Source organism: Mycolicibacterium litorale (assembly GCF_010731695.1).
In the GTDB taxonomy this organism is placed as follows: domain Bacteria; phylum Actinomycetota; class Actinomycetes; order Mycobacteriales; family Mycobacteriaceae; genus Mycobacterium; species Mycobacterium litorale.
Genome location: NZ_AP022586.1, coordinates 1,275,648 through 1,296,616, shown reverse-complemented (window position 1 = coordinate 1,296,616; position 20,969 = coordinate 1,275,648). Strand labels below are relative to the sequence as shown.

At 70.6% G+C, this 20,969-nt stretch carries 24 protein-coding genes; 6 read left to right on the top strand and 18 right to left on the bottom strand.

Annotated elements, in window-relative coordinates; all coding sequences use genetic code 11:
• Nucleotide 1: 1 nt before the first annotated feature.
• The 3 genes from trpC to G6N30_RS06045 form a co-directional block, all read right to left on the bottom strand.
• Complete coding sequence (trpC, locus tag G6N30_RS06055) at nt 2–820, bottom strand: indole-3-glycerol phosphate synthase TrpC (protein ID WP_134060463.1); 819 nt, start codon at nt 818–820, stop codon at nt 2–4.
• A gap of 84 nt (nt 821–904) precedes the next feature.
• Entirely contained in the window at nt 905–1,501 is a 597-nt protein-coding gene (locus G6N30_RS06050) for a TIGR02234 family membrane protein (RefSeq protein ID WP_134060462.1), read from the bottom strand.
• Nucleotides 1,498–3,033, bottom strand: coding sequence for an anthranilate synthase component I (locus G6N30_RS06045; protein WP_134060461.1), 1,536 nt, complete (start codon nt 3,031–3,033; stop codon nt 1,498–1,500). Before G6N30_RS06045 ends, G6N30_RS06050 begins: the two co-directional genes overlap by 4 nt.
• A gap of 62 nt (nt 3,034–3,095) precedes the next feature.
• On the opposite strand from G6N30_RS06045, the gene G6N30_RS06040 reads away from it, so the two are divergent.
• Complete coding sequence (locus tag G6N30_RS06040) at nt 3,096–3,560, top strand: peroxiredoxin (RefSeq protein ID WP_134060460.1); 465 nt, start codon at nt 3,096–3,098, stop codon at nt 3,558–3,560.
• Here G6N30_RS06040 and hisI read toward each other — a convergent pair whose 3' ends face one another.
• From hisI to hisD, 8 genes are read right to left on the bottom strand one after another with little or no spacing between them, the layout of a single operon-like run.
• Nucleotides 3,561–3,905, bottom strand: coding sequence for a phosphoribosyl-AMP cyclohydrolase (gene hisI / locus G6N30_RS06035; RefSeq protein ID WP_134060459.1), 345 nt, complete (start codon nt 3,903–3,905; stop codon nt 3,561–3,563).
• Entirely contained in the window at nt 3,902–4,687 is a 786-nt protein-coding gene (hisF, locus tag G6N30_RS06030) for an imidazole glycerol phosphate synthase subunit HisF (protein ID WP_134060458.1), read from the bottom strand. The genes hisI and hisF overlap by 4 nt, the downstream gene beginning before the upstream one ends.
• A gap of 1 nt (nt 4,688) precedes the next feature.
• A complete protein-coding gene (locus G6N30_RS06025; RefSeq protein ID WP_134060457.1) occupies nt 4,689–5,504 on the bottom strand; it encodes an inositol monophosphatase family protein in 816 nt (271 codons plus the stop codon).
• A 7-nt stretch (nt 5,505–5,511) separates the two neighbouring features.
• Nucleotides 5,512–6,255 carry a bifunctional 1-(5-phosphoribosyl)-5-((5-phosphoribosylamino)methylideneamino)imidazole-4-carboxamide isomerase/phosphoribosylanthranilate isomerase PriA gene (priA, locus tag G6N30_RS06020; protein WP_134060456.1) on the bottom strand — a complete coding sequence of 248 codons (744 nt, stop codon included), beginning with the start codon at nt 6,253–6,255 and terminating at the stop codon, nt 5,512–5,514.
• Between the two features lie 31 nt (nt 6,256–6,286).
• Complete coding sequence (gene hisH, locus G6N30_RS06015) at nt 6,287–6,904, bottom strand: imidazole glycerol phosphate synthase subunit HisH (protein WP_134060455.1); 618 nt, start codon at nt 6,902–6,904, stop codon at nt 6,287–6,289.
• Nucleotides 6,901–7,527, bottom strand: coding sequence for an imidazoleglycerol-phosphate dehydratase HisB (gene hisB, locus G6N30_RS06010; protein WP_134060454.1), 627 nt, complete (start codon nt 7,525–7,527; stop codon nt 6,901–6,903). Before hisB ends, hisH begins: the two co-directional genes overlap by 4 nt.
• Nucleotides 7,524–8,657 (bottom strand): histidinol-phosphate transaminase, encoded by a 1,134-nt coding sequence (locus G6N30_RS06005; RefSeq protein ID WP_134060453.1) that lies wholly within the window; start codon nt 8,655–8,657, stop codon nt 7,524–7,526. The genes hisB and G6N30_RS06005 overlap by 4 nt, the downstream gene beginning before the upstream one ends.
• Complete coding sequence (gene hisD / locus G6N30_RS06000) at nt 8,654–9,997, bottom strand: histidinol dehydrogenase (protein ID WP_163687427.1); 1,344 nt, start codon at nt 9,995–9,997, stop codon at nt 8,654–8,656. Before hisD ends, G6N30_RS06005 begins: the two co-directional genes overlap by 4 nt.
• Nucleotides 9,998–10,032: 35 nt before the next feature.
• Here hisD and G6N30_RS05995 point away from each other — a divergent pair, with 35 nt between their 5' ends.
• Nucleotides 10,033–10,416 carry a nitroreductase family deazaflavin-dependent oxidoreductase gene (locus tag G6N30_RS05995; RefSeq protein ID WP_134060451.1) on the top strand — a complete coding sequence of 128 codons (384 nt, stop codon included), beginning with the start codon at nt 10,033–10,035 and terminating at the stop codon, nt 10,414–10,416.
• A 25-nt stretch (nt 10,417–10,441) separates the two neighbouring features.
• Here the strand turns inward: G6N30_RS05995 and G6N30_RS05990 are convergent, their stop codons facing one another.
• Nucleotides 10,442–11,065 (bottom strand): hypothetical protein, encoded by a 624-nt coding sequence (locus G6N30_RS05990; RefSeq protein ID WP_308204984.1) that lies wholly within the window; start codon nt 11,063–11,065, stop codon nt 10,442–10,444.
• Between the two features lie 314 nt (nt 11,066–11,379).
• On the opposite strand from G6N30_RS05990, the gene G6N30_RS05985 reads away from it, so the two are divergent.
• The gene (locus tag G6N30_RS05985) at nt 11,380–12,669 is read left to right on the top strand and encodes a PGRS repeat-containing protein (RefSeq protein ID WP_134060450.1); all 1,290 of its coding nucleotides are present in this window, start codon (nt 11,380–11,382) and stop codon (nt 12,667–12,669) included.
• An 84-nt stretch (nt 12,670–12,753) separates the two neighbouring features.
• The gene (locus G6N30_RS05980) at nt 12,754–13,392 is read left to right on the top strand and encodes a LysE family transporter (RefSeq protein ID WP_134060449.1); all 639 of its coding nucleotides are present in this window, start codon (nt 12,754–12,756) and stop codon (nt 13,390–13,392) included.
• Here the strand turns inward: G6N30_RS05980 and nadC are convergent.
• From nadC to nadA, 3 genes are read right to left on the bottom strand one after another with little or no spacing between them, the layout of a single operon-like run.
• Nucleotides 13,389–14,255 carry a carboxylating nicotinate-nucleotide diphosphorylase gene (nadC, locus tag G6N30_RS05975; RefSeq protein WP_134060448.1) on the bottom strand — a complete coding sequence of 289 codons (867 nt, stop codon included), beginning with the start codon at nt 14,253–14,255 and terminating at the stop codon, nt 13,389–13,391. The genes G6N30_RS05980 and nadC overlap by 4 nt on opposite strands.
• Nucleotides 14,246–15,841 carry an L-aspartate oxidase gene (locus G6N30_RS05970; RefSeq protein WP_134060447.1) on the bottom strand — a complete coding sequence of 532 codons (1,596 nt, stop codon included), beginning with the start codon at nt 15,839–15,841 and terminating at the stop codon, nt 14,246–14,248. Before G6N30_RS05970 ends, nadC begins: the two co-directional genes overlap by 10 nt.
• Nucleotides 15,838–16,851, bottom strand: coding sequence for a quinolinate synthase NadA (gene nadA / locus G6N30_RS05965; protein WP_134060446.1), 1,014 nt, complete (start codon nt 16,849–16,851; stop codon nt 15,838–15,840). Before nadA ends, G6N30_RS05970 begins: the two co-directional genes overlap by 4 nt.
• A 58-nt stretch (nt 16,852–16,909) precedes the next feature.
• Here nadA and G6N30_RS05960 point away from each other — a divergent pair, with 58 nt between their 5' ends.
• Together G6N30_RS05960 and G6N30_RS05955 are read left to right on the top strand one after the other, a co-directional pair.
• A complete protein-coding gene (locus tag G6N30_RS05960; RefSeq protein WP_134060445.1) occupies nt 16,910–17,611 on the top strand; it encodes an NUDIX hydrolase in 702 nt (233 codons plus the stop codon).
• A gap of 42 nt (nt 17,612–17,653) precedes the next feature.
• Entirely contained in the window at nt 17,654–19,006 is a 1,353-nt protein-coding gene (locus G6N30_RS05955; protein WP_134060444.1) for a lipase family protein, read from the top strand.
• Here G6N30_RS05955 and G6N30_RS05950 read toward each other — a convergent pair.
• From G6N30_RS05950 to bioB, 3 genes are read right to left on the bottom strand one after another with little or no spacing between them, the layout of a single operon-like run.
• Nucleotides 18,942–19,592 (bottom strand): DUF2567 domain-containing protein, encoded by a 651-nt coding sequence (locus G6N30_RS05950; protein WP_134060563.1) that lies wholly within the window; start codon nt 19,590–19,592, stop codon nt 18,942–18,944. The two genes, G6N30_RS05955 and G6N30_RS05950, sit on opposite strands and share 65 nt — an antisense overlap.
• A gap of 26 nt (nt 19,593–19,618) precedes the next feature.
• Nucleotides 19,619–19,858: a biotin synthase auxiliary protein BsaP gene (gene bsaP / locus G6N30_RS05945; RefSeq protein ID WP_134060443.1), complete on the bottom strand. Its 240-nt coding sequence runs from the start codon at nt 19,856–19,858 to the stop codon at nt 19,619–19,621.
• The gene (gene bioB, locus G6N30_RS05940; RefSeq protein WP_134060442.1) at nt 19,859–20,854 is read right to left on the bottom strand and encodes a biotin synthase BioB; all 996 of its coding nucleotides are present in this window, start codon (nt 20,852–20,854) and stop codon (nt 19,859–19,861) included.
• Nucleotides 20,855–20,969: the final 115 nt, after the last annotated feature.

The following is a 20,969-nucleotide window of genomic DNA, read 5'->3' as shown; positions in this document are numbered from 1 at the left end:
GCTACCGGGACGGTTTCGGGCAGGACGGGTGCGTACCGGCGGTCACCAGATCGGCCACCGCGCTGCGCGGATCACGGCTGGTGACGACACCCTCGCCGACGAGCACGGCGTCGGCGCCCGCACCGGCGTAGGCCAGCAGATCAGCGGGCCCCCGCACGCCGGATTCGGCGACGCGGATGACGTTCGACGGCAGTCCCGGGGCGATACGCGCAAAGCAGTTCCGGTCCACCTCGAGGGTCTTGAGGTTGCGGGCGTTCACCCCGATCACCCGGGCGCCCGCCTGCAGTGCGCGGTCGGCCTCGGCTTCGGTGTGCACCTCCACCAGCGCCGTCATCCCGAGCGATTCGGTGCGCTCCAGCAGCGACTCCAGCGCGGGCTGTTCGAGCGCCGCGACGATCAGCAGCAGCATGTCCGCGCCGTGGGCACGGGCCTCGTGAATCTGATACGGCCGGACGATGAAGTCCTTGCGCAGCACCGGGATGGACACCGCGGCGCGCACGGCGTCGAGGTCGTCGAGCGACCCGTTGAACCGGCGTTGCTCGGTCAGCACGCTGATCACCCGGGCGCCGCCACTCTGATAGGCCCGGGCCAGGTCCGCGGGATCACCGATCGAGGCGAGTTCACCACGTGACGGGCTGGCCCGCTTGACCTCGGCGATGACGCCGATGCCGGGTTCGCGGAGCGCGGCCATGACGTCCAGCGGTGGCCTGGCCTGCTGCGCCCGCTCCTTGACCTCGGCGAGGCTGACAACGGCTTCACGGGCGGCAACGTCGGCGCGGACTCCTTCGATGATGGAGTCGAGCACGGTCGCCGAACTCATAGCCCGTCGATCCCCCTCTGGTACGTCGCCGGCGGGTGCCGGATGGTTCTTCTCGAAGGGTAGTCGCAGTCGGGACATCGACTGTCACCGCCCCTTCGTGTCGCGGTCGGTGGGATCGTGACCCTCGTCGAGGGCGTCCCACAGCATTCTCTCCGACATCGGCTCCCCCTGTTCGTCCTGCTTCACCGCCGTGGCGCGACGCGCCGAGGGCGCCGCGTACCGGCCCGCGGCGGCGGACCCCTTCACCGCCGACCGCATCAACAGCACGGCGCCGACCAGCGCCAGGACGGCCGCGACCAGCGTCAGCACCGCGCCGGTGAAGTGGCGGGTCGTGCCGGTCAGGTCTGCGACCCGGACCTCGGCCAGGTCAGCCGCCCGCGGGGCGATGTCGACGACGACCCACAGCGTGATCGCCAGATAGGCCATCGCCGCACTGGCCGCCGCCATCAGCACCGCGAGGATCCGCAGCAGCCACCCCCGGACCGCGAGCACCGCGACCGCCGCCGCCAGCACCAGCAGCGCCAGCGGGATCAGCGCCGTCGACCACTGCGCACCGGTCAGCGTCGACGTCTTCGGCTGGCCCAGCCCGTCGAACGACTGCACGTCGACCCACGTCAGCCGCGACGCCACCCACAGCACGGCGGCGCCGAGGACGAGCAGGAGCTGGGCGATGCGGGTCATGGTTCGCTCAGCGTCTCGGCGGCGGCGATGGCGTTGAGGACGGCACGGGCCTTGTTCGCCGCCTCGGTGTACTCGTAGGGTCCGTTCGAATCGGCGACCACGCCGCCACCGGCCTGCACGTAGGCGGTGCCGTCGCGCATCAGCGCGGTGCGGATGGCGATCGCGAAATCGGCGTTGCCCGCGAAGTCGAGGTAGCCCAGCACGCCGCCGTACAGCCCGCGGCGAGTCTTCTCGACCTCCTCGATGAGCTCCATCGCGCGCACCTTGGGGGCCCCGGACAGCGTGCCGGCCGGAAAGCACGCCGTGACCGCGTCCAGCGCGGTCCTGCCCTCGGCGAGACGCCCGGTGACCGTCGACACCAGGTGCATGACGTGGCTGTAGCGCTCGATGTGGCTGTAGTCCTCGACCCGGACCGTGCCGGGCTCGCACACCCGGCCCAGGTCGTTGCGGCCCAGATCGACCAGCATCAGGTGCTCGGCGCGTTCCTTCTCGTCGGCCAGCAGCTCCTTCTCGAGCAGCACATCCTCTTCCTCGGTGTCACCGCGCCAGCGCGTCCCCGCGATCGGATGCGTCGTCGCCTTCCCGTCGGTGACGGTCACCAGGGCCTCCGGGCTGGAGCCCACCGCCGAGAAGTCAAGTCCCCCATCCTCGTCGGGCACGTTGAGCAGGTACATGTAGGGGCTGGGATTGGTGACCCGCAGCATGCGGTAGACGTCGAGCGGATCGGCGGGGGTGTCCATCTCGAACCGCTGCGACGGCACCACCTGGAAGGCCTCACCGGCCTCGATGTCACCGACGAGTTTCTCCACGATCGCCGTGTACTCCTCGACCGTGCGCTGCGCCCGGTGCGTGGGCGCGGGCCGGGAGAACGTGGCCACCGCCGACGGCAACGACTGCCCCAGCGCCCGCGTCATCACGTCGAGCCGGGCCACCGCGTCGTCGTACGCCCAGTCCACGCGCTCGTCGGTGCCGTTCCAGTTCACCGCGTTGGCGATCAGCGTGATGGTGCCCTCGTGGTGGTCGACGGCGGCGATGTCGGTGGCCAGCAACAGCAGCATGTCCGGCAGCCCGAGGTCGTCGACCGCGAGCGACGGCAGCCGCTCCAGGCGGCGCACCATGTCGTAGGCGAAGAACCCGACCAGACCGCTCGACAGCGGCGGCAGCCCCGGCAGCGGCGCGGTCTCCAGCAGTGTCAGCGTCTCCCGCAGCGCGTGCAGCGGATCGCCGCCGCTGGGCGCGTCCTTGGGCGTGACGCCCAGCCACACCGCCTCGCCGTCCCGCACCGTCAACGCCGAGGGTGCACCCGCGCCGATGAACGACCACCGCGACCACGACCGGCCGTTCTCCGCCGACTCGAGCAGGAACGTTCCCGGCCGGTTGGCGGCGAGCTTGCGGTACGCCGACAGCGGTGTCTCGCTGTCGGCGAGCACCTTGCGGGTCACCGGCACCACGCGGTGTTCGGCGGCCAGCGCCCGGAAGTCGTCGCGGGAGGTCGTGGTCGCGAGCGACGAGGGGGTGGCGGTCGTTTGCACAGCGCAATTCTCCCAGACAGGCGCGACCCGCGAAGCACGCAGGCGGCGTAGCGTGACGCCACATGAAACGTGGTGACCGCGTCGACGACTTCGAACTGCCCGACCAGACCGGCACGGTGCGAAGCCTCTCGGCGCTGCTGGCCGACGGGCCGGTGGTGTTGTTCTTCTATCCGGCGGCGATGACACCCGGCTGCACGAAGGAGGCCTGCCACTTCCGTGACCTGGCCGCGGAGTTCGCCGCCGTCGGCGCGACGCGCGTCGGGATCAGCACCGATGCGGTGGACAAACAGGCCCGCTTCGCCGACACCCAGCGCTTCGACTACCCGCTGCTCTCCGACGCCGACGGCGTCGTCGCCGAACGGTTCGGCGTCAAGCGCGGGCTGCTGGGCAGGTTCCTGCCGGTCAAGCGAACCACGTTCGTGATCGACACCGACCGCACGGTGCTCGAGGTGTTCTCCAGCGAGCTCAACATGGAAGCCCACGCGGACAGGGCGCTGGCCGTGTTGCGGCAGCGCCAGTCCGCCTGACTACTCCGGGCCGAGCAGCAGGTCGGCGTCGAAGCAGGTGTGCGCACCGGTGTGGCAGGCCGCACCGGTCTGGTCCACCTCGAGCAGGACGGTGTCACCGTCGCAGTCCAACCGCACCGAGTGCACGTACTGGGTGTGGCCCGACGTCTCGCCCTTGACCCAGTGCTCCCCGCGCGACCGCGACCAGTAGGTGGCACGGCGGGTGCGCAACGTGCGGTCGAGCGCGATGTCGTCCATCCACGCCACCATCAGCACCTGTCCGGTGCCGCGTTCCTGCGCGACCGCGGTGAACAGGCCGTTGGCGTCGCGTTTCAGCCGCGACGCGATCGAGGCATCCAAACTCATCGCACCGTGATCCCTTCGGCCGCCATCGCCGCCTTGACCTGACCGACGGTGAGTTCCTTGAAGTGAAAGACGCTGGCAGCCAACACCGCATCGGCACCGGCGTGCACCGCGGGCGCGAAGTGCTCGACCGCGCCCGCACCACCGCTGGCGATCACCGGCACGCTGACCGCGCCCCGCACCGCCCGCAACATCGGCAGGTCGAACCCGGCTTTGGTGCCGTCGAAGTCCATGGAGTTCAACAGGATCTCGCCGACGCCCAGTTCGGCTCCGCGCGCGGCCCATTCGACCGCGTCGATCCCGGTGCCGCGGCGCCCGCCGTGGGTGGTCACCTCCCAGCCGGACGGGGTGGGCGGTTCCCCCTCGGGCACCGTCCTGGCATCCACCGACAGCACGATGCACTGCGAGCCGAACTGACGTGCCAGTTCGGCGAGCAGGTCCGGACGGGCGATGGCGGCGGTGTTCACCGACACCTTGTCGGCCCCGGCCCGCAGCAACGCGTCGACGTCGGCGATCGCCCGGACCCCGCCGCCGACGGTCAGCGGGATGAAGACCTGTTCGGCGGTGCGGCGCACCACCTCGAGCATCGTCGAGCGACCGGACGACGAGGCGGTGACGTCGAGGAACGTCAGTTCGTCGGCGCCCTCCGCGTCGTAGACCGCGGCGAGTTCGACGGGATCGCCCGCGTCGCGCAGGTTCTCGAAGTTCACGCCCTTGACCACCCGGCCCGCGTCGACGTCCAGGCACGGGATCACCCGGACGGCGAGTCCTCTGTCGGCGGCCATGTCAGAACTCCTCCGGCGCGCCGACCGCAGCGACGATGTCGAGGATCTCGCCGTGCACCTGCGGTGAACCGGCCAGCACCGACTTCGACTCCGGCGTCCAGTCCGCTCCGGAGAAGTCGGTGACGACACCGCCGGCGGCCCGCACCAGCGCGACACCGGCGGCGTGGTCCCAGATGTGGTGGCCGAAACTGATCGCCCCGCCGAGCACCCCGGCGGCCGTGTAGGCGAGGTCGAGTCCGGTGGCGCCGTGCATGCGCATCCGGTTGCACTTGCGGCTCAGGTTCTCCAGCAGCGCCACCCGCCACCGCCCGGGGAACCGCCCCCGGGAGTCGATGTTGAACGTGCCGGTGCCGACCACACAGTCCGACAGCGCGCCCGCCTGCAGGCGCGGCTGCTCGATCCCGTTGAGATACAACGGCTTTCCCACTACGGCGGTGTAGCGCTGGGAGACGAACGGCAGCCAGGTCAGGCCGGCCACGGGCTCACCGTCGCGCAGCAGGCCGAGCAGGATCGCGGCGGTCGGCAGCCCGGCGGCGTAGTTGAACGTGCCGTCGATGGGGTCGAGCACCCACACCAGCGGTGAGTCGATGTCCGCACCGCCGTACTCCTCACCGTGCACCTCGATGCCGGTGGCCGCCGTCAACGCCTCGACGACCTGGCGTTCGATCTTCAGGTCGACCTCGGTGGCGAAGTCGTTGCCCTTCTTCTGCACCGCGGAGTCGGCGCGGTGTCCGCTGATGAAGGGTTCGGACGCGGCGTCGAGGATCACCGCGGCCTCGTCGACCAGACCCTGCAGGTCGGTCTCGTCCAGTGCCATCGAGGTCCTACTGCCCCACCGCGGCCAGCGCCTCGGGCAGTGTGAAACGCCCGGCGTACAACGCTTTCCCGACGATCGAACCCTCGACGCCACGACCGGTCAGCGTGCCGATCGCGCGCAGGTCGTCGAGACTGGACACCCCGCCGGAGGCGATCACCGGCGCGTCGGTGCGGTCGGCGACACGGCCGAGCAGGTCGAGGTTGGGTCCCTCGAGAGTCCCGTCCTTGGTCACGTCGGTGACCACGTAACGCGAGCATCCTTCGGAGTCCAGACGGTCGAGCACCTCCCACAGGTCCCCGCCGTCGGTCTCCCAGCCGCGGCCGCGCAGCCGGTGCTGCCCGTCGACGATCAGCACGTCGAGGCCGACGGCCACCTTGTCGCCGTACTCGGCGACGACCTTCGCGCACCACTGCGGGTTCTCCAGCGCCGCGGTGCCGATGTTCACCCGGGCGCACCCGGTCGCCAGCGCGGCCTTCAGCGAGTCGTCGTCACGGATGCCTCCGGACAGTTCGACCGCCACGTCGAGCCGACCGACGACGTCGGCGAGCAGTTCGCGGTTCGAACCGCGGCCGAACGCGGCGTCGAGGTCCACGAGGTGGATCCACTCCGCCCCGTCGCGCTGCCACCCGAGCGCGGCGTCGAGCGCCGACCCGTACTCGGTTTCGCTGCCGGCCTTGCCCTGCACGAGCCGCACGGCGCGGCCCTCGACGACGTCGACGGCGGGAAGAAGAATCAACGGCTTTTCAGACACGGGCACTCCAGACACGACGGACAACCTTAGATCAGAGCCCCTCGACCCAGTTGCGGAGCAGCGCCGCGCCTGCGTCACCGCTCTTCTCCGGGTGGAACTGGGTGGCCGAAAGCGGTCCGTCCTCGACCGCGGCGAGGAACGGCACATGGTGGGTCGCCCAGGTCAGGCGGGCCGACGGGGCACCCTCCCACTGCTGTGCGGCATAGGAGTGCACGAAGTAGAAGCGGGTGTCGGCGTCGAGGCCGCGAAACAGTGTGCTGCCCGCGGGCGCGTCGACGACGTTCCAGCCCATGTGCGGGATCACCGGGGCGTCCAGCCGCACCACCGCGCCGGGCCACTGACCGCATCCGGCGGTCTCGACCCCGAATTCGACACCGCGCGAGAACAGGATCTGCATGCCCACGCACACGCCGAGGACCGGGCGCCTCGCGGCGATCCGCTCGCTGATGATCTTCTCGCCGCCGATCTCGCGCAGTCCGGCCATGCACGCCTCGAACGCCCCGACGCCCGGCACCACCAGTCCGTCGGCGTTCAGCGCGGCATCGGCGTCGGCGGTCACCTCGACATCGGCGCCGGTCCGTTCGACGGCACGCTGCGCCGAGCGCAGATTGCCCGAACCGTAGTCGAGGACGACAACTTTCCTGCTCACAGTGAGCCTTTCGTGGACGGCACACCGGTGACGCGCGGGTCGAGTTCGACGGCCTGGCGCAGCGCGCGGGCGACGGCCTTGTACTGCGCCTCGGTGATGTGGTGCGGGTCGCGGCCGTAGAGCGTGCGGACGTGCAGCGCGATCCGGGCGTTGAACGCCAACGATTCGAAGACGTGCCGGTTGATCACCGTGTGGTAGGGCACGGTGGAACCGGCGATGGTGAACTCCACCATGGATTCCGGCTCACCGGTGTGGACGCAGTACGGCCGGCCGGAGACGTCGACGGCGGCATGCGCCAGGCATTCGTCCATCGGGATGAACGCGTCGCCGAAGCGCCGGATGCCCTTCTTGTCGCCGAGCGCCTGGCCGAGCGCCTGACCGAGCACGATCGCGGTGTCCTCGACCGTGTGGTGGCCCTCGATCTCGACGTCACCCTTGGCGTGGACGGTGAGGTCGAAGCTGGCGTGGCTGCCCAGCGAGGTGAGCATGTGGTCGAAGAACGGGACGCCGGTGTCGATGTCGACGATGCCGGTGCCGTCCAGGTCCAGGTCGACGACGATGTCGGATTCCCGGGTCTTGCGTTCGACGCGGGCGCGCCGGGTGCCGGTCAGCATGTCGGTCATGAGGCTCCTAGAGGTGCGGCGAGTTCGGTCTCGGCGAGGCGGGCGGAGGCGGTCAGCAGCGCGTCGTTCTCGTCGGCCAGCCCGGTGGTGGCGCGCAGGTACCCGGGGATACCCACGTCGCGGATGAGCACGCCCTGATCGAGGTAGCGCTGCCAGGTGGCGGGCGCATCGGCGAACTCCCCGAACAGGATGAAGTTGGCGTCGCTGGGAATCACCCGGAAACCCAACTGGCCCAACCCGTTGGCGACACGGTCGCGTTCGGCGATCAGGGTGGCGACGCTGGCCAGCGTGTCGTCGGCGTGCCGCAGCGCGGCGCGGGCGGCAGCCTGGGTCAGCGAGGACAGGTGGTATGGCAGGCGCACCAGCAGCATCGCGTCGATGACGGCCGGCGCGGCGACCAGGTAGCCGAGGCGTCCGCCGGCGAAGGCGAACGCCTTGCTCATGGTGCGGCTGACCACCAGCTTGGCCGGGTACTCGTCGATCAGCGCCACACCGCTGGGCTGGGAGGAGAATTCCCCGTAGGCCTCGTCGAGGATCACGATCCCGCTGTCCATCGCGTCGAGCAGCCGCCGCAGATCGTCGAGCGGAACGCTCTGTCCCGACGGGTTGTTCGGGCTGGTGACGAACACGAGATCGGGTCGGCGCGCGGTGATCTCACGCACCGCGGTGTCGACGTCGAGGCTGAAGTCGTCGGCGCGCACCGCCTGCAGCCACTCGGTGCGGGTCGCGTCGGAGATGATCGGGTGCATCGAATACGACGGCACGAACCCGATCGCGCTGCGCCCCGGACCGCCGAACGCCTGCAGCAGCTGCTGCAGCACTTCGTTGGAACCGTTTGCGGCCCACAGGTTCTCGACACCCAATTCGACACCGGTGCGCAGGTTGAGGTATTCGGCGAGGTCGCTGCGCAACGCGACGGCGTCACGGTCGGGGTAGCGATGCAGATCGCCCGCCACCTCGGCGACCGAGCGGGCCACGTCGTCGACCAGCGCCTGGCTCGGCGGGTGCGGGTTCTCGTTGGTGTTCAACCGCACCGGCACCTGCAGTTGCGGCGCGCCGTACGGCGATTTGCCTCGCAGATCCTCCCGCAGGGGCAGATCGTCCAGGGTGATGCGCTCCCCCACGGTCACCGTTCGAACCTCCGTCGCACCGCTTCTCCGTGTGCGGGCAGGTTCTCGGCCTGCGCCAGGGTGATGACGTATCCCGAGACGTCTTTCAGCGCCGCCTCCGTGTAGTCGACGACGTGGATACCGCGCAGGAAGGTCTGCACCGACAGGCCGCTCGAATGCCGGGCGCATCCGGCGGTCGGCAGCACGTGGTTGGAGCCTGCGCAGTAGTCCCCGAGGCTGACCGGCGCGTACGGGCCGACGAAGATCGCCCCGGCGGAGCGGATGCGGCCCGCGACCGCGGCGGCGTCGGCGGTCTGGATCTCGAGATGCTCTGCGGCGTAGGCGTTCACGACCCGCACCCCCGCGTCGAGGTCGTCGACGAGCACGATCGCCGACTGCTGACCACTCAGCGCGGTGCTGACCCGCTCGCGGTGCACCGTCGTCTCCAGTTGCCTGGCGAGTTCGCGGTCGGTGGCGTCGGCCAGATCGGTGCTGGTGGTGACCAGCACGCTGGCGGCCATCTCGTCGTGTTCGGCCTGGCTGATCAGATCGGCCGCGACGTGCACCGGGTCGGCGGTGTGATCGGCCAGCACGGCGATCTCGGTCGGCCCGGCCTCGGCGTCGATGCCCACCTGCGAACGGCAAATCCGCTTGGCGGCGGTGACGTAGATGTTGCCCGGTCCGGTGATCATGTCGACCGGGGCCAGTTCGGCGCCGTTGGTGTCGGTGCCGCCGTAGGCGAGCAGCGCGACCGCCTGGGCGCCACCGACCGCCCACACCTCGTCGACGCCGAGCAGTTCGGCGGCCGCGAGGATGGTGGGGTGCGGCAGCCCGCCGTGGTCGGCCTGCGGCGGGCTGGTGATGACCAGTGAGTCGACACCCGCGGTCTGGGCGGGCACCACGTTCATCACGACACTGGAGGGGTAGACCGCGTTGCCGCCCGGCACGTACAGGCCGACGCGTTCGACGGGCACCCAGCGTTCGGTGACGGTCGCCCCGGGGGCCAGCGTGGTCGTCGTATCGGTGCGGCGCTGGTCGGCGTGGACGGCTCGGGCCCGGTCGATTGCGACCTGCAGCGCTGCCCGGACCTCGGGGTCCAGCTCGTCCAGTGCCGCCGCCAGCCGCTCGGCCGGCACGCGGACCGCGTCGGGGCGGATACCGTCGAACGAGGCGCCGTACTCCAGGGCGGCCTCCGCGCCGCGTTCGGCGACGGCGTCGACGATCGGGCGGACCTTGGGCACGACGGCGTCGACGTCGACACCGCCGCGGGGCAGCGCCGACCGCAACTGCGCGGCCGACAACGCTTCGCCACGCAAGTCGATGCGGGCCATCGTCACCGGCGATACATTCACGCTGTCCATTGTCCCAGAGCAGGCCAAATCGTATTGGAGCCGTCGTGTCGGAGCTGCCGAAGATGTTCCCGGAGTGGCTGGATCGCCTCCAGGTCAAGTACTTCAACCCGGTCATCAGGCCGCTGGCGGGCCGCGTACCCGGGCTCGCACTGTTCAAACACACTGGTAGAAGCTCCGGACGCCGGTACGAGACGCCGGTGACGGCCTACCGCAAGGGCAACGAGGTGGCGATCGTGCTGGGCCACGGCATGACCGACTGGGCGAGGAACGCGCAAGCCGCCGGCGCCGCCGACATCAAGCTGTTCCGTGACGAAGTGCACATCGTCAACCCCCGGATCGTGCCGAACGGGCGCGACGTCGCGGCGTTACCGTCCTACGCGCGGCGCCAGGCCCGCAATCTGGCGGTGTTCGTCGCCGACGTCGGTTGACGACCCCGCCGCCTGCGGCTCGGGTTCAGCGGCACAGACCCTCGATCGTGCGATTGGCCGCATCGGCTTCCTTCAAGCGCGCCGCCTGCTGCGGCTCGGTGTTCACCGCTCCGGCGGTCGCGTTCGCGCCGATGTCCATCAAGAGGTTGCCGAACGTCCGGACGGCGTCCGCCAGCTCCGGAGCCGTCGCCGGCGCCAGGCGCGCGAGCAGGTACTGCCCACCGTCGTAGAGGGAGAGCCGGGCGTTGGCGGCGACCGCGAGGCTGCCGGCGACGTCACCTGGACCGCCCGGGGCCTGGAGATTGGTGTTCAGCGAGACGCCCGAGCGGACGGTGTTGAACGCGGTGCACACCGCGGTCTTGGCCTCCGCGCGCTGCGCGTCGGTGTACTCCCCTGCGGCGTCCGACCCTCCGCCTGCCGGTCGCAGCAACGCCCACCCGGCCAGAGCGAGCGCCGCCACAGCAATCACGGCAACGACGATGATCGGCACGCTACCTCGATCTTTCGCCGCATCCGTACGGGCGTGGCTCACCGATCGCTGGCTTTCTGAGGTTTCCGGCATGAACGTGATCCTAGCGGCGATAAAAGCGACCAGAGCCAACTCAGCGATTCCGGATCCCGATTCCGACAATTGTTTCGATTGCAACAACACTGCGATTCTGGCAAATTGATCTTGTAATTCAAGATCTGCCCCAGAAACTCGTCATAAGTTTTTTTCCTGGGGTTCTATGCGTGATCTACCGCTTTTGTTATCTTGCTCTCAGCTTGTCCGGAAAGACGAGCAAATCTGCCGGGGCGGGATCAAGATCAGGGGGTTTGTCGATTCACCGCGGGCCGCAAAGGCGCGCATTCGGGGCAGTCGGCTAGGCAATTCGGCCACTCATGTGCCCTCAGCATGTCCAAATGACAAATATGCGCAGGTTGCGACGCAATGATGCGCGGGCAACAACAGGAGATCATCCAATGAGTTCTGCAACTACACGAGGTCGGCATCGCGCAGCGACACCAGCTAAAGGCGTCGTCGTCAAGCGGGCCGCGGGCGGTGCCATGGTGGGCGCCGCGGTGACGGTCGGGTTCATCGGCCTCGGTGCGGGCACCGCGTCCGCCGACACCGCCGCCGACACCTGCGCGCTGCCGACGCCCACCCCGGATTGCGCGTCGCTGCTGGCCCTCCCCGACCTGGGTGCGCCCACGATCGGCACCGCGGCGGTGTTCGCGTTCGATCCCACCCTGGTGCTCGACAACCCGTTCTTCGGCAACCCGCTCGTGTACGTCTTCAGCGGCGGCCTGGTCGGCAACGGCTTCCTCCCGGGGATGGACGGCGGTCTGCTGATCGGTAACGGCGCCGACGGACTGCTGCCGGGCCAGGACGGCGGAAACGGCGGCCTGTTCTTCGGCAGCGGCGGCGACGGCGGCCCGGCAGTCCTCGGCGGCACCGCCGGCAACGGCGGCAATGCCGGCCTCATCGGCCGCGGTGGTGAGGGCGGCGACGCACTCCTCGCCGGCGACGGCGGCAACGGCGGCAACGGCGGCCTGCTGTTCGGCAGCGGCGGTAACGGCGGCACGAGCCTCGTCGTCGGCGATGGCGGCAACGGCGGCAATGCCGGCGGCTTCGGCAACGGCGGCCGCGGCGGCGACGCCACCCTCGGTGACGCCGGCAACGGCGGCAACGGCGGCCTGGCGGCGGGTTACGGCGGCAACGGTGGCGACTCCGCGGCAGGTGACGGCGGCAACGGCGGTAGTGCCGGTCTCGGTGTCGGCAACGGCGGTAACGGCGGCAACGGCGGCGCCGGCGGCGAGGGTGGCGACGGCGGTAACGGCGGTGCCTTCGCCGGGAACGGCGGCAACGGCGGCAACGGCGGCGACAACCCACTCGGCGACGCGGGTGACGGCGGCGACGCAGGTAGCGGCGGTTTCTTCGGCAACGGCGGCAACGGCGGCAACGGCGGCGACAGCGTCATCGGTGACGGCGGCGACGGTGGCGAGGGCGGCGACGCGACGGTCGGCAACGCCGGCAATGGCGGCGACGGCGGCGATGCGGGCCTCGATCCGCTCGGCGAGGACGGCGAGGGTGGCGCCGGCGGCGACGGCGGCGACACCGGGCTGGCCGGCAACGGCGGCAACGGCGGCGACGGCGGCGACGCTGTCGACGACGACGACGCCGGTCCCGGCGGCGAAGGCGGTTCCGGCGGCGTGGTCGGCAACGACGGCAACGACGGCGATCCCGGCGGCGCGGCCGGTGGTGTCGTCTGATCGTCCCTGACCGCACCACATGAGACGGGCGCCGACCGCACGGTCGGCGCCCGTTCTCGTGTGCGGCCTGTCAGACTCGGACTCATGGCGTGGGAACTGTGGCTGACCTTCCTCGGCGCTGCGATCATGATCAGCGTGTCGCCGGGCGCCGGTGCCGTGCAGTCGATGGCCACCGGCCTGAATCACGGTGTGCTGCGCGGTTACTGGAGCATTGTGGGCCTGGAGGTCGGCCTGATGCTTCAGCTCGCGCTCGTCGCGGTCGGGCTCGGCGCCGTGGTGACGAACTCGATCGTCGCCTTCCACGTCATCAAATGGCTCGGCGTGGCGTACCTGCTGTACCTCGCGCTGCGGCAATGGCGTACCGCGGCGGTGGATCTGCGCGAACAGGTCGGCGAGGTGGTCGACGGCGGGCGGGCGGCGCTGCTGGTGCGCGGCTTCCTGGTCAACGCCACCAACCCCAAGGGCCTCGTGTTCTTCCTCGCGGTACTGCCGCACTTCGTGGTGCCCACCGCTCCCCTGCTCCCGCAGTACCTCGCGATCGGCGCGACGATGACCGCTGTCGACCTGGTCGTAATGGGTCTCTACACTGCGATGTCGGTCCGGCTGGTGCGGTGGCTGCACACACCGCGGCAGCAGACCATCCTCAACCGGGTGTTCTCCGGGCTGTTCGCGGCGGCCGCGGTGGTGCTGTCGCTGGTGCGGCGCGGTCCCGCGACGGCTTAGACGTCGAGGCCGATGTCGAGGACGCGCACCGAGTGGGTGAGCGCCCCGACCGCGAGGTAGTCGACCCCGGTGCCCGCGTAGTCCGCGGCGGTCTCGACCGACAACCCGCCCGAGGACTCCAATTTGGTTGCCGGCGAGCGGGAGTCGCGGCGCTGCACGGCGATCTGGGTCTGCCAGACCGGGAAGTTGTCCAGCAGCACCAGCTCGACGTCCTCGGCGAGCACCTCGTCGAGCTGCTCGAGGGAGTCGACCTCCACCTCGCAGATCAGTCCGGGCGCGGCGGTGCGCACGGCCCGCAGCGCGGCGACCACGGAACCGGCCGCGGCCACGTGGTTGTCCTTGATCAGCGCCGCGTCACCAAGACCCATGCGGTGGTTCTCCCCGCCGCCCACCCGCACCGCGTACTTCTGCAGTGCCCGCAGGCCCGGCAGCGTCTTGCGGGTGTCGCGGATCTTGGCGTTCGTCCCCGCCACGGCATCGACCCACGCCGCGGTCGCGGTGGCGATCCCCGACAGATGGGAGACGAGGTTCAGCATCGTGCGCTCGGCGGTGAGCAGGCCGCGGGTGGGGGCCTCCAGGGTGAGCAGCGCCGCGCCGGGCTCGAGCCGGGTGCCGTCCTCGACCCGGTCGGTGACCCGGTAGCCGTCGGGACCGATCACCTCGTCGAGCACGAGCAGCGCCAGGTCCACGCCGGCCGCGACACCGGGTTCGCGGGTGCGCATGGCCGCGGTGGTAGCCGCCTCGGCGGGCACGGTCGCCTGCGTGGTGACGTCCGGGCCGTATCGCAGATCCTCCTCCAGTGCGCGCGCCACCACCGCGCGCGCCTCGGCGATCTCCGTCTTCGACAGTTGACTCAGCAGCACGCGCCGGCCCTCACCTTCAGTCCTACGTGTCCAGTTTCGTCGAGCTCGACCGCACCGCTGAACGCCTGCGCGGGGTCGGCGCCGGGGTGGTCGCCGCGGTGGTGACAGCCCCGCGACTCCGCACGCTGCAGCGCCGCGACGGCCACCGCCTGTGCGGTGAGCGTGAGCGCGGCGTCCTCGACGTCGGCGCGGTGACGCAGCGGGCGCGTCGTCGACGCCGCGAGCACGTCGCGCAGCCGGGTCAGCCCGTGGCGATCGCGCACCACGGAGGCGTCACGGCTCATCGCGGCCTGCACGTCCCGGCGTCCGAGCGACGCGGCGGCGAGGCGGTCGGGCGCGACGGCACGACTCGGGCCTGCGGCGACCGCGTGTTCGGCGGCGCCGCGACCCGCGCGACCGCCGACGACCAGCCCTTCCAGCAGACTGTTGGATGCCAGCCGATTGGCGCCGTGCATGCCGGTGCGGGCCACTTCCCCGGCCGCGAAGAGGCCCGGCAGCGCGGTCCGGCCGTCCACGTCGGTGACCACGCCGCCGCAGCTGTAGTGGGCGCCGGGCACCACCGGGATGGGCTGGCGCGCGGGGTCGATGCCGACCCGCCGGCAGGCGGCGGTCACGGTCGGGAAGCGGTGGGCGATGCCGCTGACGTGGCGGGCGTCGAGGTAGACGCACGGGTCACCGGTGGCCTTCAGGCGCGCGTCGATGGCGCCGGCGACCACATCGCGCGGCGCCAGGTCACCCATGGGGTGGACGCCGACGGTGATCGGCTCGCCGTGGGCGTCGACGAGTCTCGCGCCTTCCCCGCGCAGCGCCTCGCTCACCAGCGGCCGTCTGCCCCCGGTGTGCCCGTCGAACAGCATCGTCGGGTGGAACTGGACGAATTCGATGTCGGCGACCGGCACTCCGGCCCACAGCGCCAGTGCGATCCCGTCGCCAGTGGCACCCTCGGGGTTCGTGGTCGCCGCGTAGAGGTGCCCGAGGCCGCCGGTCGCGAGGATCACCGCGGGCGCGTGCACGACGCCGGGCCCGTCCTCGTTGAGCACCAGCACGCCCGTCACCGCGGTGTCGTCCCGCAACACCCGGACCGCCACGTGGTGGTGGCGGATGTCGAGCACCCGCGCCGCCTGGTCGAGCGCACGCTGCACCTCGGCGCCGGTGGCGTCGCCGCCGGCGTGGATGATCCGGCGCTGCGAGTGTCCCCCTTCGCGGGTCAGCGCCAACTGGCCGGGTGTGGCCTCGTCGAAGCAGGCGCCGTCGTGCACCAGGTCGCGCACGGCGCGGTACCCGTCGGCGACGATCGAGTGCACCGCGTCGGCGTCGCACAGCCCGCCGCCCGCGGCGAGCGTGTCGGCGACGTGGGCGTCCACCGAATCGCCGGTGCCGGGCAGCACCACCGCGATCCCACCCTGGGCGTATCCGGTGGCCGTCGCCCCGGCATGCTCGCCGGCCTTGTCGAGGACGATGACCTTGCGGCCGCGGCGGTGCGCGGCGAGCCCGGCTACCAGACCGGCGACGCCGGTGCCGATCACGACGACGTCAGCGCGCTGTTGCCAGTGCGTGGAGCCGCCGCATCCGGAGAAGCCGGTCATTCCCCGCCGCCGGGCTGCCCGATCTCGATCATTCGCGTGACGCTGCGTCGCGCCAGGCGCGCGGTCTCGGGATCGACGTGGACCTCGTCGGTGCCGTCGGTCAGGCAGCGCAGCAGGGCGGCCGGGGTGATCATCTTCATGTAGCGGCAGGACGCGCGGTCGTTGACCGCCTGGAAGTCGATCTCCGGCGCCGCGCGCCGCAACTGGTGCAGCATGCCGACCTCGGTGGCGACCAGCACCTGGCTGGCCCGGCTCTCGCGCGCGGCGTCGAGCATGCCGCCGGTCGACAGGATCTTCACCCGGTCCTCGGGGAAGGCGCCCTCGCCGGCGAGGTAGAGCGCCGAGGTGGCGCATCCGCACTCGGGATGGACGAACAGTTCGGCATCCGGATGCGCCCGGGCCTGCTCGGCCAGTTCGTCGCCGTTGATACCGGCGTGCACGTGGCACTCCCCGGCCCAGATCTGCATGTTGGTCCGACCGGTGACGCGGCGGACGTGGGCGCCGAGGAACTGGTCGGGGCAGAACAGGACCTCGCGGTCGGCGGGGATCGAGGCCACGACGTCGACGGCGTTGGACGACGTGCAGCAGATGTCGGTCTCGGCCTTCACCGCGGCGGTGGTGTTCACGTACGACACCACGACCGCGTCGGGGTACTCCGCTTTCCACTCGCGCAGTTCGTCGGCGGTGATGGAGTCGGCCAGCGAGCACCCGGCGCGGGCGTCGGGGATGAGCACGGTCTTGTCCGGCGAGAGGATCTTCGCCGTCTCGGCCATGAAGTGCACGCCGCAGAACACGATGGTGTCCTCGGGCGCCTCGGCCGCGATCCGCGACAGGGCCAGCGAGTCTCCCACGTGGTCGGCGACGTCCTGGATCGCGGGCAACTGGTAGTTGTGCGCGAGCACGGTCGCCCCGCGCTGCCGGGCCAGCCGACGGACTTCGGCGGCCCACTCCTCGGTGGGCGCGACGTCGTCGCCGAAATGTGCCTGGGACGTGTCGTCGAGCAGCGTCACGGGGGCTCCCTTGCGTCGATCTCGGTGTCGATCCGGTTTTCGACTTACAATCGAAAACATGGCTCATACTAGCACCGCGCACGAAGTGCTCGCCGTTGTGTTCCAGATTCGCGGCGTGAGCCCCGGTGGCCCGGAACACCCCGCCCTGCACGTCCTGCTGTGGCAGCGGGCCCTCGAACCGGAACGCGGCCGGTGGTCCCTTCCTGGCGGCCGACTGGGCCACGACGAAGACCTCACCACCTCGGTGCGGCGCCAATTGGCCGAGAAGGTGGATTTGCGTGAAGTGGCTCACCTCGAGCAACTCGCGGTGTTCTCCGACCCGGCCCGCGTTCCCGGTACGCGCACCATCGCGTCGACCTTCCTCGGCCTGGTGCCCTCCCCCGCCACCCCCGCGCTGCCGGCCGACACCTGCTGGCACCCGGTGTCCGAACTGCCCGAGATGGCGTTCGACCACGGTCCGATGGTCGAGCACGCCCACACCCGGCTGGCGGCCAAACTCTCGTACACCAACATCGGATTCGCGCTCACGCCAACGGAATTCGCGCTTTCGACGCTGCGGGACATCTACGGCGCGGCACTCGGGTACCAAGTGGACGCCACGAATCTGCAGCGAGTGCTCGAACGCCGCAACGTCATCACCAGGACGGGTTCCACCGCCCGCTCGGGACGGGCGGGAGGCCGGCCGCCGGCCCTGTACCGCTTCACCGAGTCGCGCTACCGGGTGACCGACGAATTCGCTGCGTTCCGCCCGCCCGGGTGAGTCGAGTGGAATCTCATAGACCTCTTAAGTAGCCTTGGCCGGATGGACTTGGGCAGCGTGGCGCGGGAGACCGGCGCCGAGTGGATCGGCCAGCCGCACCACGAGGACATCGCCCGCGGATCCCGTCCGTCGGTACCGGCCAAGGACGCCTTCTACGAACCGCCCGCCGGTTTCGAACACGCGCGGCCCGGGACGGTCCTGCGCTCCCGCGACGTCGAGCTGGCGTTCATGGGACTCGTCCCGCAGAAGTTCACCGCCACCCAGCTGCTCTACCGCACGACCGACTTCCACGGTGCGCCGCAGGCCACCGTCACCACCGTCGTCACCCCCACGGAACGCGACCCGAACAAACCCTGCCCGGTCGTGTCCTACCAGTGCGCGATCGACGCGATCGCCGGGCGGTGCTTCCCGTCCTACGCCCTGCGCCGGGGCGCCAAGGCCGTCGGCGCGCTCGCGCAGGTCGAGTTCCTGCTGATCGCCGCCGCGCTCGCCGAGGGGTGGGCCGTCTCGGTTCCCGACCACGAAGGTCCGCACGGCATCTGGGGCGCGCCCTTCGAACCCGGCTACCACGTGCTCGACGGCGTCCGGGCCGCCCTCAACTGCGACCGCCTCAACCTGTCGGCGCAGGCGCCGGTGGGGCTGTGGGGCTACTCCGGGGGCGGGCTGGCCACCGCATGGGCCGCGGAGACCTGCGCCGAGTACGCGCCCGAACTCAACGTCGTCGGTGCGGTCCTCGGCTCACCGGTGGCCGACCTGGGCAATGCGTTCCGCCGGCTCAACGGCAGCATCTTCTCGGGATTGCCCGCGATGGTGGTGGCAGCGCTGACGCACAGCTACCCCGAACTGGACCGCGTCATCCAGGAACACGCCACCGACACCGGCAAGGCGATGCTGCTGCGCATCGAGAAGATGACGACGGCACACGCCGTACTTCGGTGGATCCGCATGGACATGGGCAAGCTGGTCGACCGGCCACTCGAGGAGATCCTGCAGACCCCCGAGGTGCAGCACGTCTTCGACAGCATCAAGCTGGGCACCGCGACCCCGAACCCGCCCGTGCTGATCGTGCAGGCCGTGCACGACAAGATCGTCTCGGTCGACGACATCGACGCCCTGATCGACACCTACAGCAGCGGCGGCGCCCACGTCACCTACCACCGCGACATGTTCAGCGAGCACATGCTGCTGCATCCGATGTCGGCGCCGATGACGCTGCGGTGGCTGCGCGACCGGTTTGCCGACCGGCCGCTGAGCGAGAACCTCGTGCGCACCAAGTGGCCCACGCTGCTCAACCCGTCGACCTACCGCGGGATGCTCCGGCTCGCCGTGATCAGTGCGAAGGTGATGGCGGGCCGACGGGTTGAGCGCCGTCCGCTGTCGTTTTTCGACCGCTGAGCGGTTCGAACTCCTGCGGCGGCCAGCCGCCGAGGTCGTCGCGTGGGGCGGCCACCGCGCAGATGGCGTAGACCAGCGCGCCGATGGCGGCCGGGACGATGATCGTGCATGCGATCTGCAGCGGCGTGTGCCCGAAGAACACCGCGGGCGCCTCGATCACGTGGTGCACCCGGTTGTCCGGGGTGACCGGCGCGGCCGCCACGTCGACCGTGCCGTACTGCATCCGCACCAGCGCCGCACCCACACCCGCCGCGACTCCCGCGGCGGCGGCCGCGCCGACCGCGAGCGCGGCGACGAGGACGGGGCCACGGTGCGCGCGCCACTGCCACAGCCAGACCGCCGCGACGACGGCGACGGCCGCGAGCATCCCGACGAACAGGGCCGCCGCGGTGAAGAAGTGGTCGGCATCGCCGCCGACATACGCCCGGACCCGCTCACCGTCGCGGGTCAGCGCGACGACGCCGTGGACCGGTGGGGCGAGCACCGACCACAGTGCGCCGGTGACGGCACCGGCCAGCACCAATCCGCCGACCGTGGTCAACGCGGCCCGTCGCCGCGAAAACCGCGGTCGCGCAGGGTCCTTCACCGCGACTTCGTCCACCGAAACTTCGTTCAACGCTGCGTCTCCAGGTCCTTGGAATCGACGATCCCATGCCGGGAACACTTCGCCCACCAGCCGTCCGGGCGCACCTGCACCACCATCCGGCGGCCGCACTCGGCGCAGAACCGGGGCGGTTCCAGCCCCAGCTGGGCCGCGGTGGGAACCGTTGTCCCCGCCGCTTCACTGTTGCACACACCGGTGTAGACGTTGTAGCGGCCGGCGCTCACGGGCGCAGGCAGGTCGGCCGTCATCTACAGGGTGGCGTTGAGCGCCTTGATCGGCATCTGCAGATCGTCGAGCAGTTCGAGATCGGCTTCTGCCGGACGCCCCAGGGTGGTCAGGTAGTTGCCGACGATGACCGCGTTGATGCCGCCGAGGATGCCCTTCTTGGCGCCCAGGTCGCCGAGAGTGATCTCGCGGCCGCCCGCGAAGCGCAGCATCGTGCGGGGCAAGGCCAGGCGGAACGCGGCGACCGCCTTGAGGGCCTCGGACGCGGGCAGCACCTCGAGGTCGCCGAACGGCGTGCCCGGACGCGGGTTGAGGAAGTTGAGCGGCACCTCGTGCGGGTCGAGGTCGGCCAGGTTCGCGGCGAACTCGGCGCGCTGCTCGAGCGTCTCCCCCATCCCGAGGATGCCGCCGCAGCACACCTCCATGCCGGCTTCGCGGACCATGCGCAGGGTGTCCCAGCGCTCCTCCCAGGTGTGGGTGGTCACGACGTTGGTGAAGAACGACCGCGCGGTTTCCAGGTTGTGGTTGTAGCGGTGCACGCCCATCGCGGCCAGTCGCTCGACCTGATCGGCGGTCAGCATGCCCAGCGAGCAGGCGATCTGGATGTCGACCTCGTTGCGGATCGCCTCGATACCGGCGGCGACCTGGGCCAGCAGCCGTTCGTCGGGGCCACGCACCGCGGCGACGATGCAGAACTCGGTGGCGCCGGTCTTGGCGGTCTGCTTGGCCGCCTCGACCAGGCTGGGGATGTCAAGCCACGCGCTGCGCACCGGAGAGGCGAAAAGCCCCGACTGCGAACAGAAGTGACAGTCCTCGGGGCAGCCACCGGTCTTGAGGCTGATGATGCCCTCGACCTCGACGTCGGGACCGCACCAGGCCATGCGGACCTCGTGCGCCAGCGCGAGCAGGTCGTCGAGGCGATCGTCTGGGAGTTGCAGGACCTGCAGCGTCTGGTCCTGGTTCAGCCCCTGGCCGCGCTCGAGCACCTGTTCGCGCGCCACCGCCAGAATGTCGCTCACCGGGTTGCCTCCTCGCACCAAAGCATTGAACATGTCGGCCGAGCCGACTATTGAACACGTCGGCCGAGCCGACCATTGAACACCGTTCAGGGTTGAACGCCGTTCAGGTTAAGCT

Excerpts from the sequence above, each read along its gene's own strand:
- trpC (WP_134060463.1), bottom strand. The coding sequence starts at position 820 with ATGAGTTCGGCGACCGTGCTCGACTCCATCATCGAAGGAGTCCGCGCC.
- G6N30_RS06050 (WP_134060462.1), bottom strand. The coding sequence starts at position 1,501 with ATGACCCGCATCGCCCAGCTCCTGCTCGTCCTCGGCGCCGCCGTGCTG.
- G6N30_RS06040 (WP_134060460.1), top strand. The coding sequence starts at position 3,096 with ATGAAACGTGGTGACCGCGTCGACGACTTCGAACTGCCCGACCAGACC.
- hisI (WP_134060459.1), bottom strand. The coding sequence starts at position 3,905 with ATGAGTTTGGATGCCTCGATCGCGTCGCGGCTGAAACGCGACGCCAAC.
- hisF (WP_134060458.1), bottom strand. The coding sequence starts at position 4,687 with ATGGCCGCCGACAGAGGACTCGCCGTCCGGGTGATCCCGTGCCTGGAC.
- G6N30_RS06025 (WP_134060457.1), bottom strand. The coding sequence starts at position 5,504 with ATGGCACTGGACGAGACCGACCTGCAGGGTCTGGTCGACGAGGCCGCG.
- hisB (WP_134060454.1), bottom strand. The coding sequence starts at position 7,527 with ATGACCGACATGCTGACCGGCACCCGGCGCGCCCGCGTCGAACGCAAG.
- hisD (WP_163687427.1), bottom strand. The coding sequence starts at position 9,997 with ATGGACAGCGTGAATGTATCGCCGGTGACGATGGCCCGCATCGACTTG.
- G6N30_RS05985 (WP_134060450.1), top strand. The coding sequence starts at position 11,380 with ATGAGTTCTGCAACTACACGAGGTCGGCATCGCGCAGCGACACCAGCT.
- G6N30_RS05980 (WP_134060449.1), top strand. The coding sequence starts at position 12,754 with ATGGCGTGGGAACTGTGGCTGACCTTCCTCGGCGCTGCGATCATGATC.
- G6N30_RS05970 (WP_134060447.1), bottom strand. The coding sequence starts at position 15,841 with ATGACCGGCTTCTCCGGATGCGGCGGCTCCACGCACTGGCAACAGCGC.
- G6N30_RS05960 (WP_134060445.1), top strand. The coding sequence starts at position 16,910 with ATGGCTCATACTAGCACCGCGCACGAAGTGCTCGCCGTTGTGTTCCAG.
- G6N30_RS05955 (WP_134060444.1), top strand. The coding sequence starts at position 17,654 with ATGGACTTGGGCAGCGTGGCGCGGGAGACCGGCGCCGAGTGGATCGGC.
- bsaP (WP_134060443.1), bottom strand. The coding sequence starts at position 19,858 with ATGACGGCCGACCTGCCTGCGCCCGTGAGCGCCGGCCGCTACAACGTC.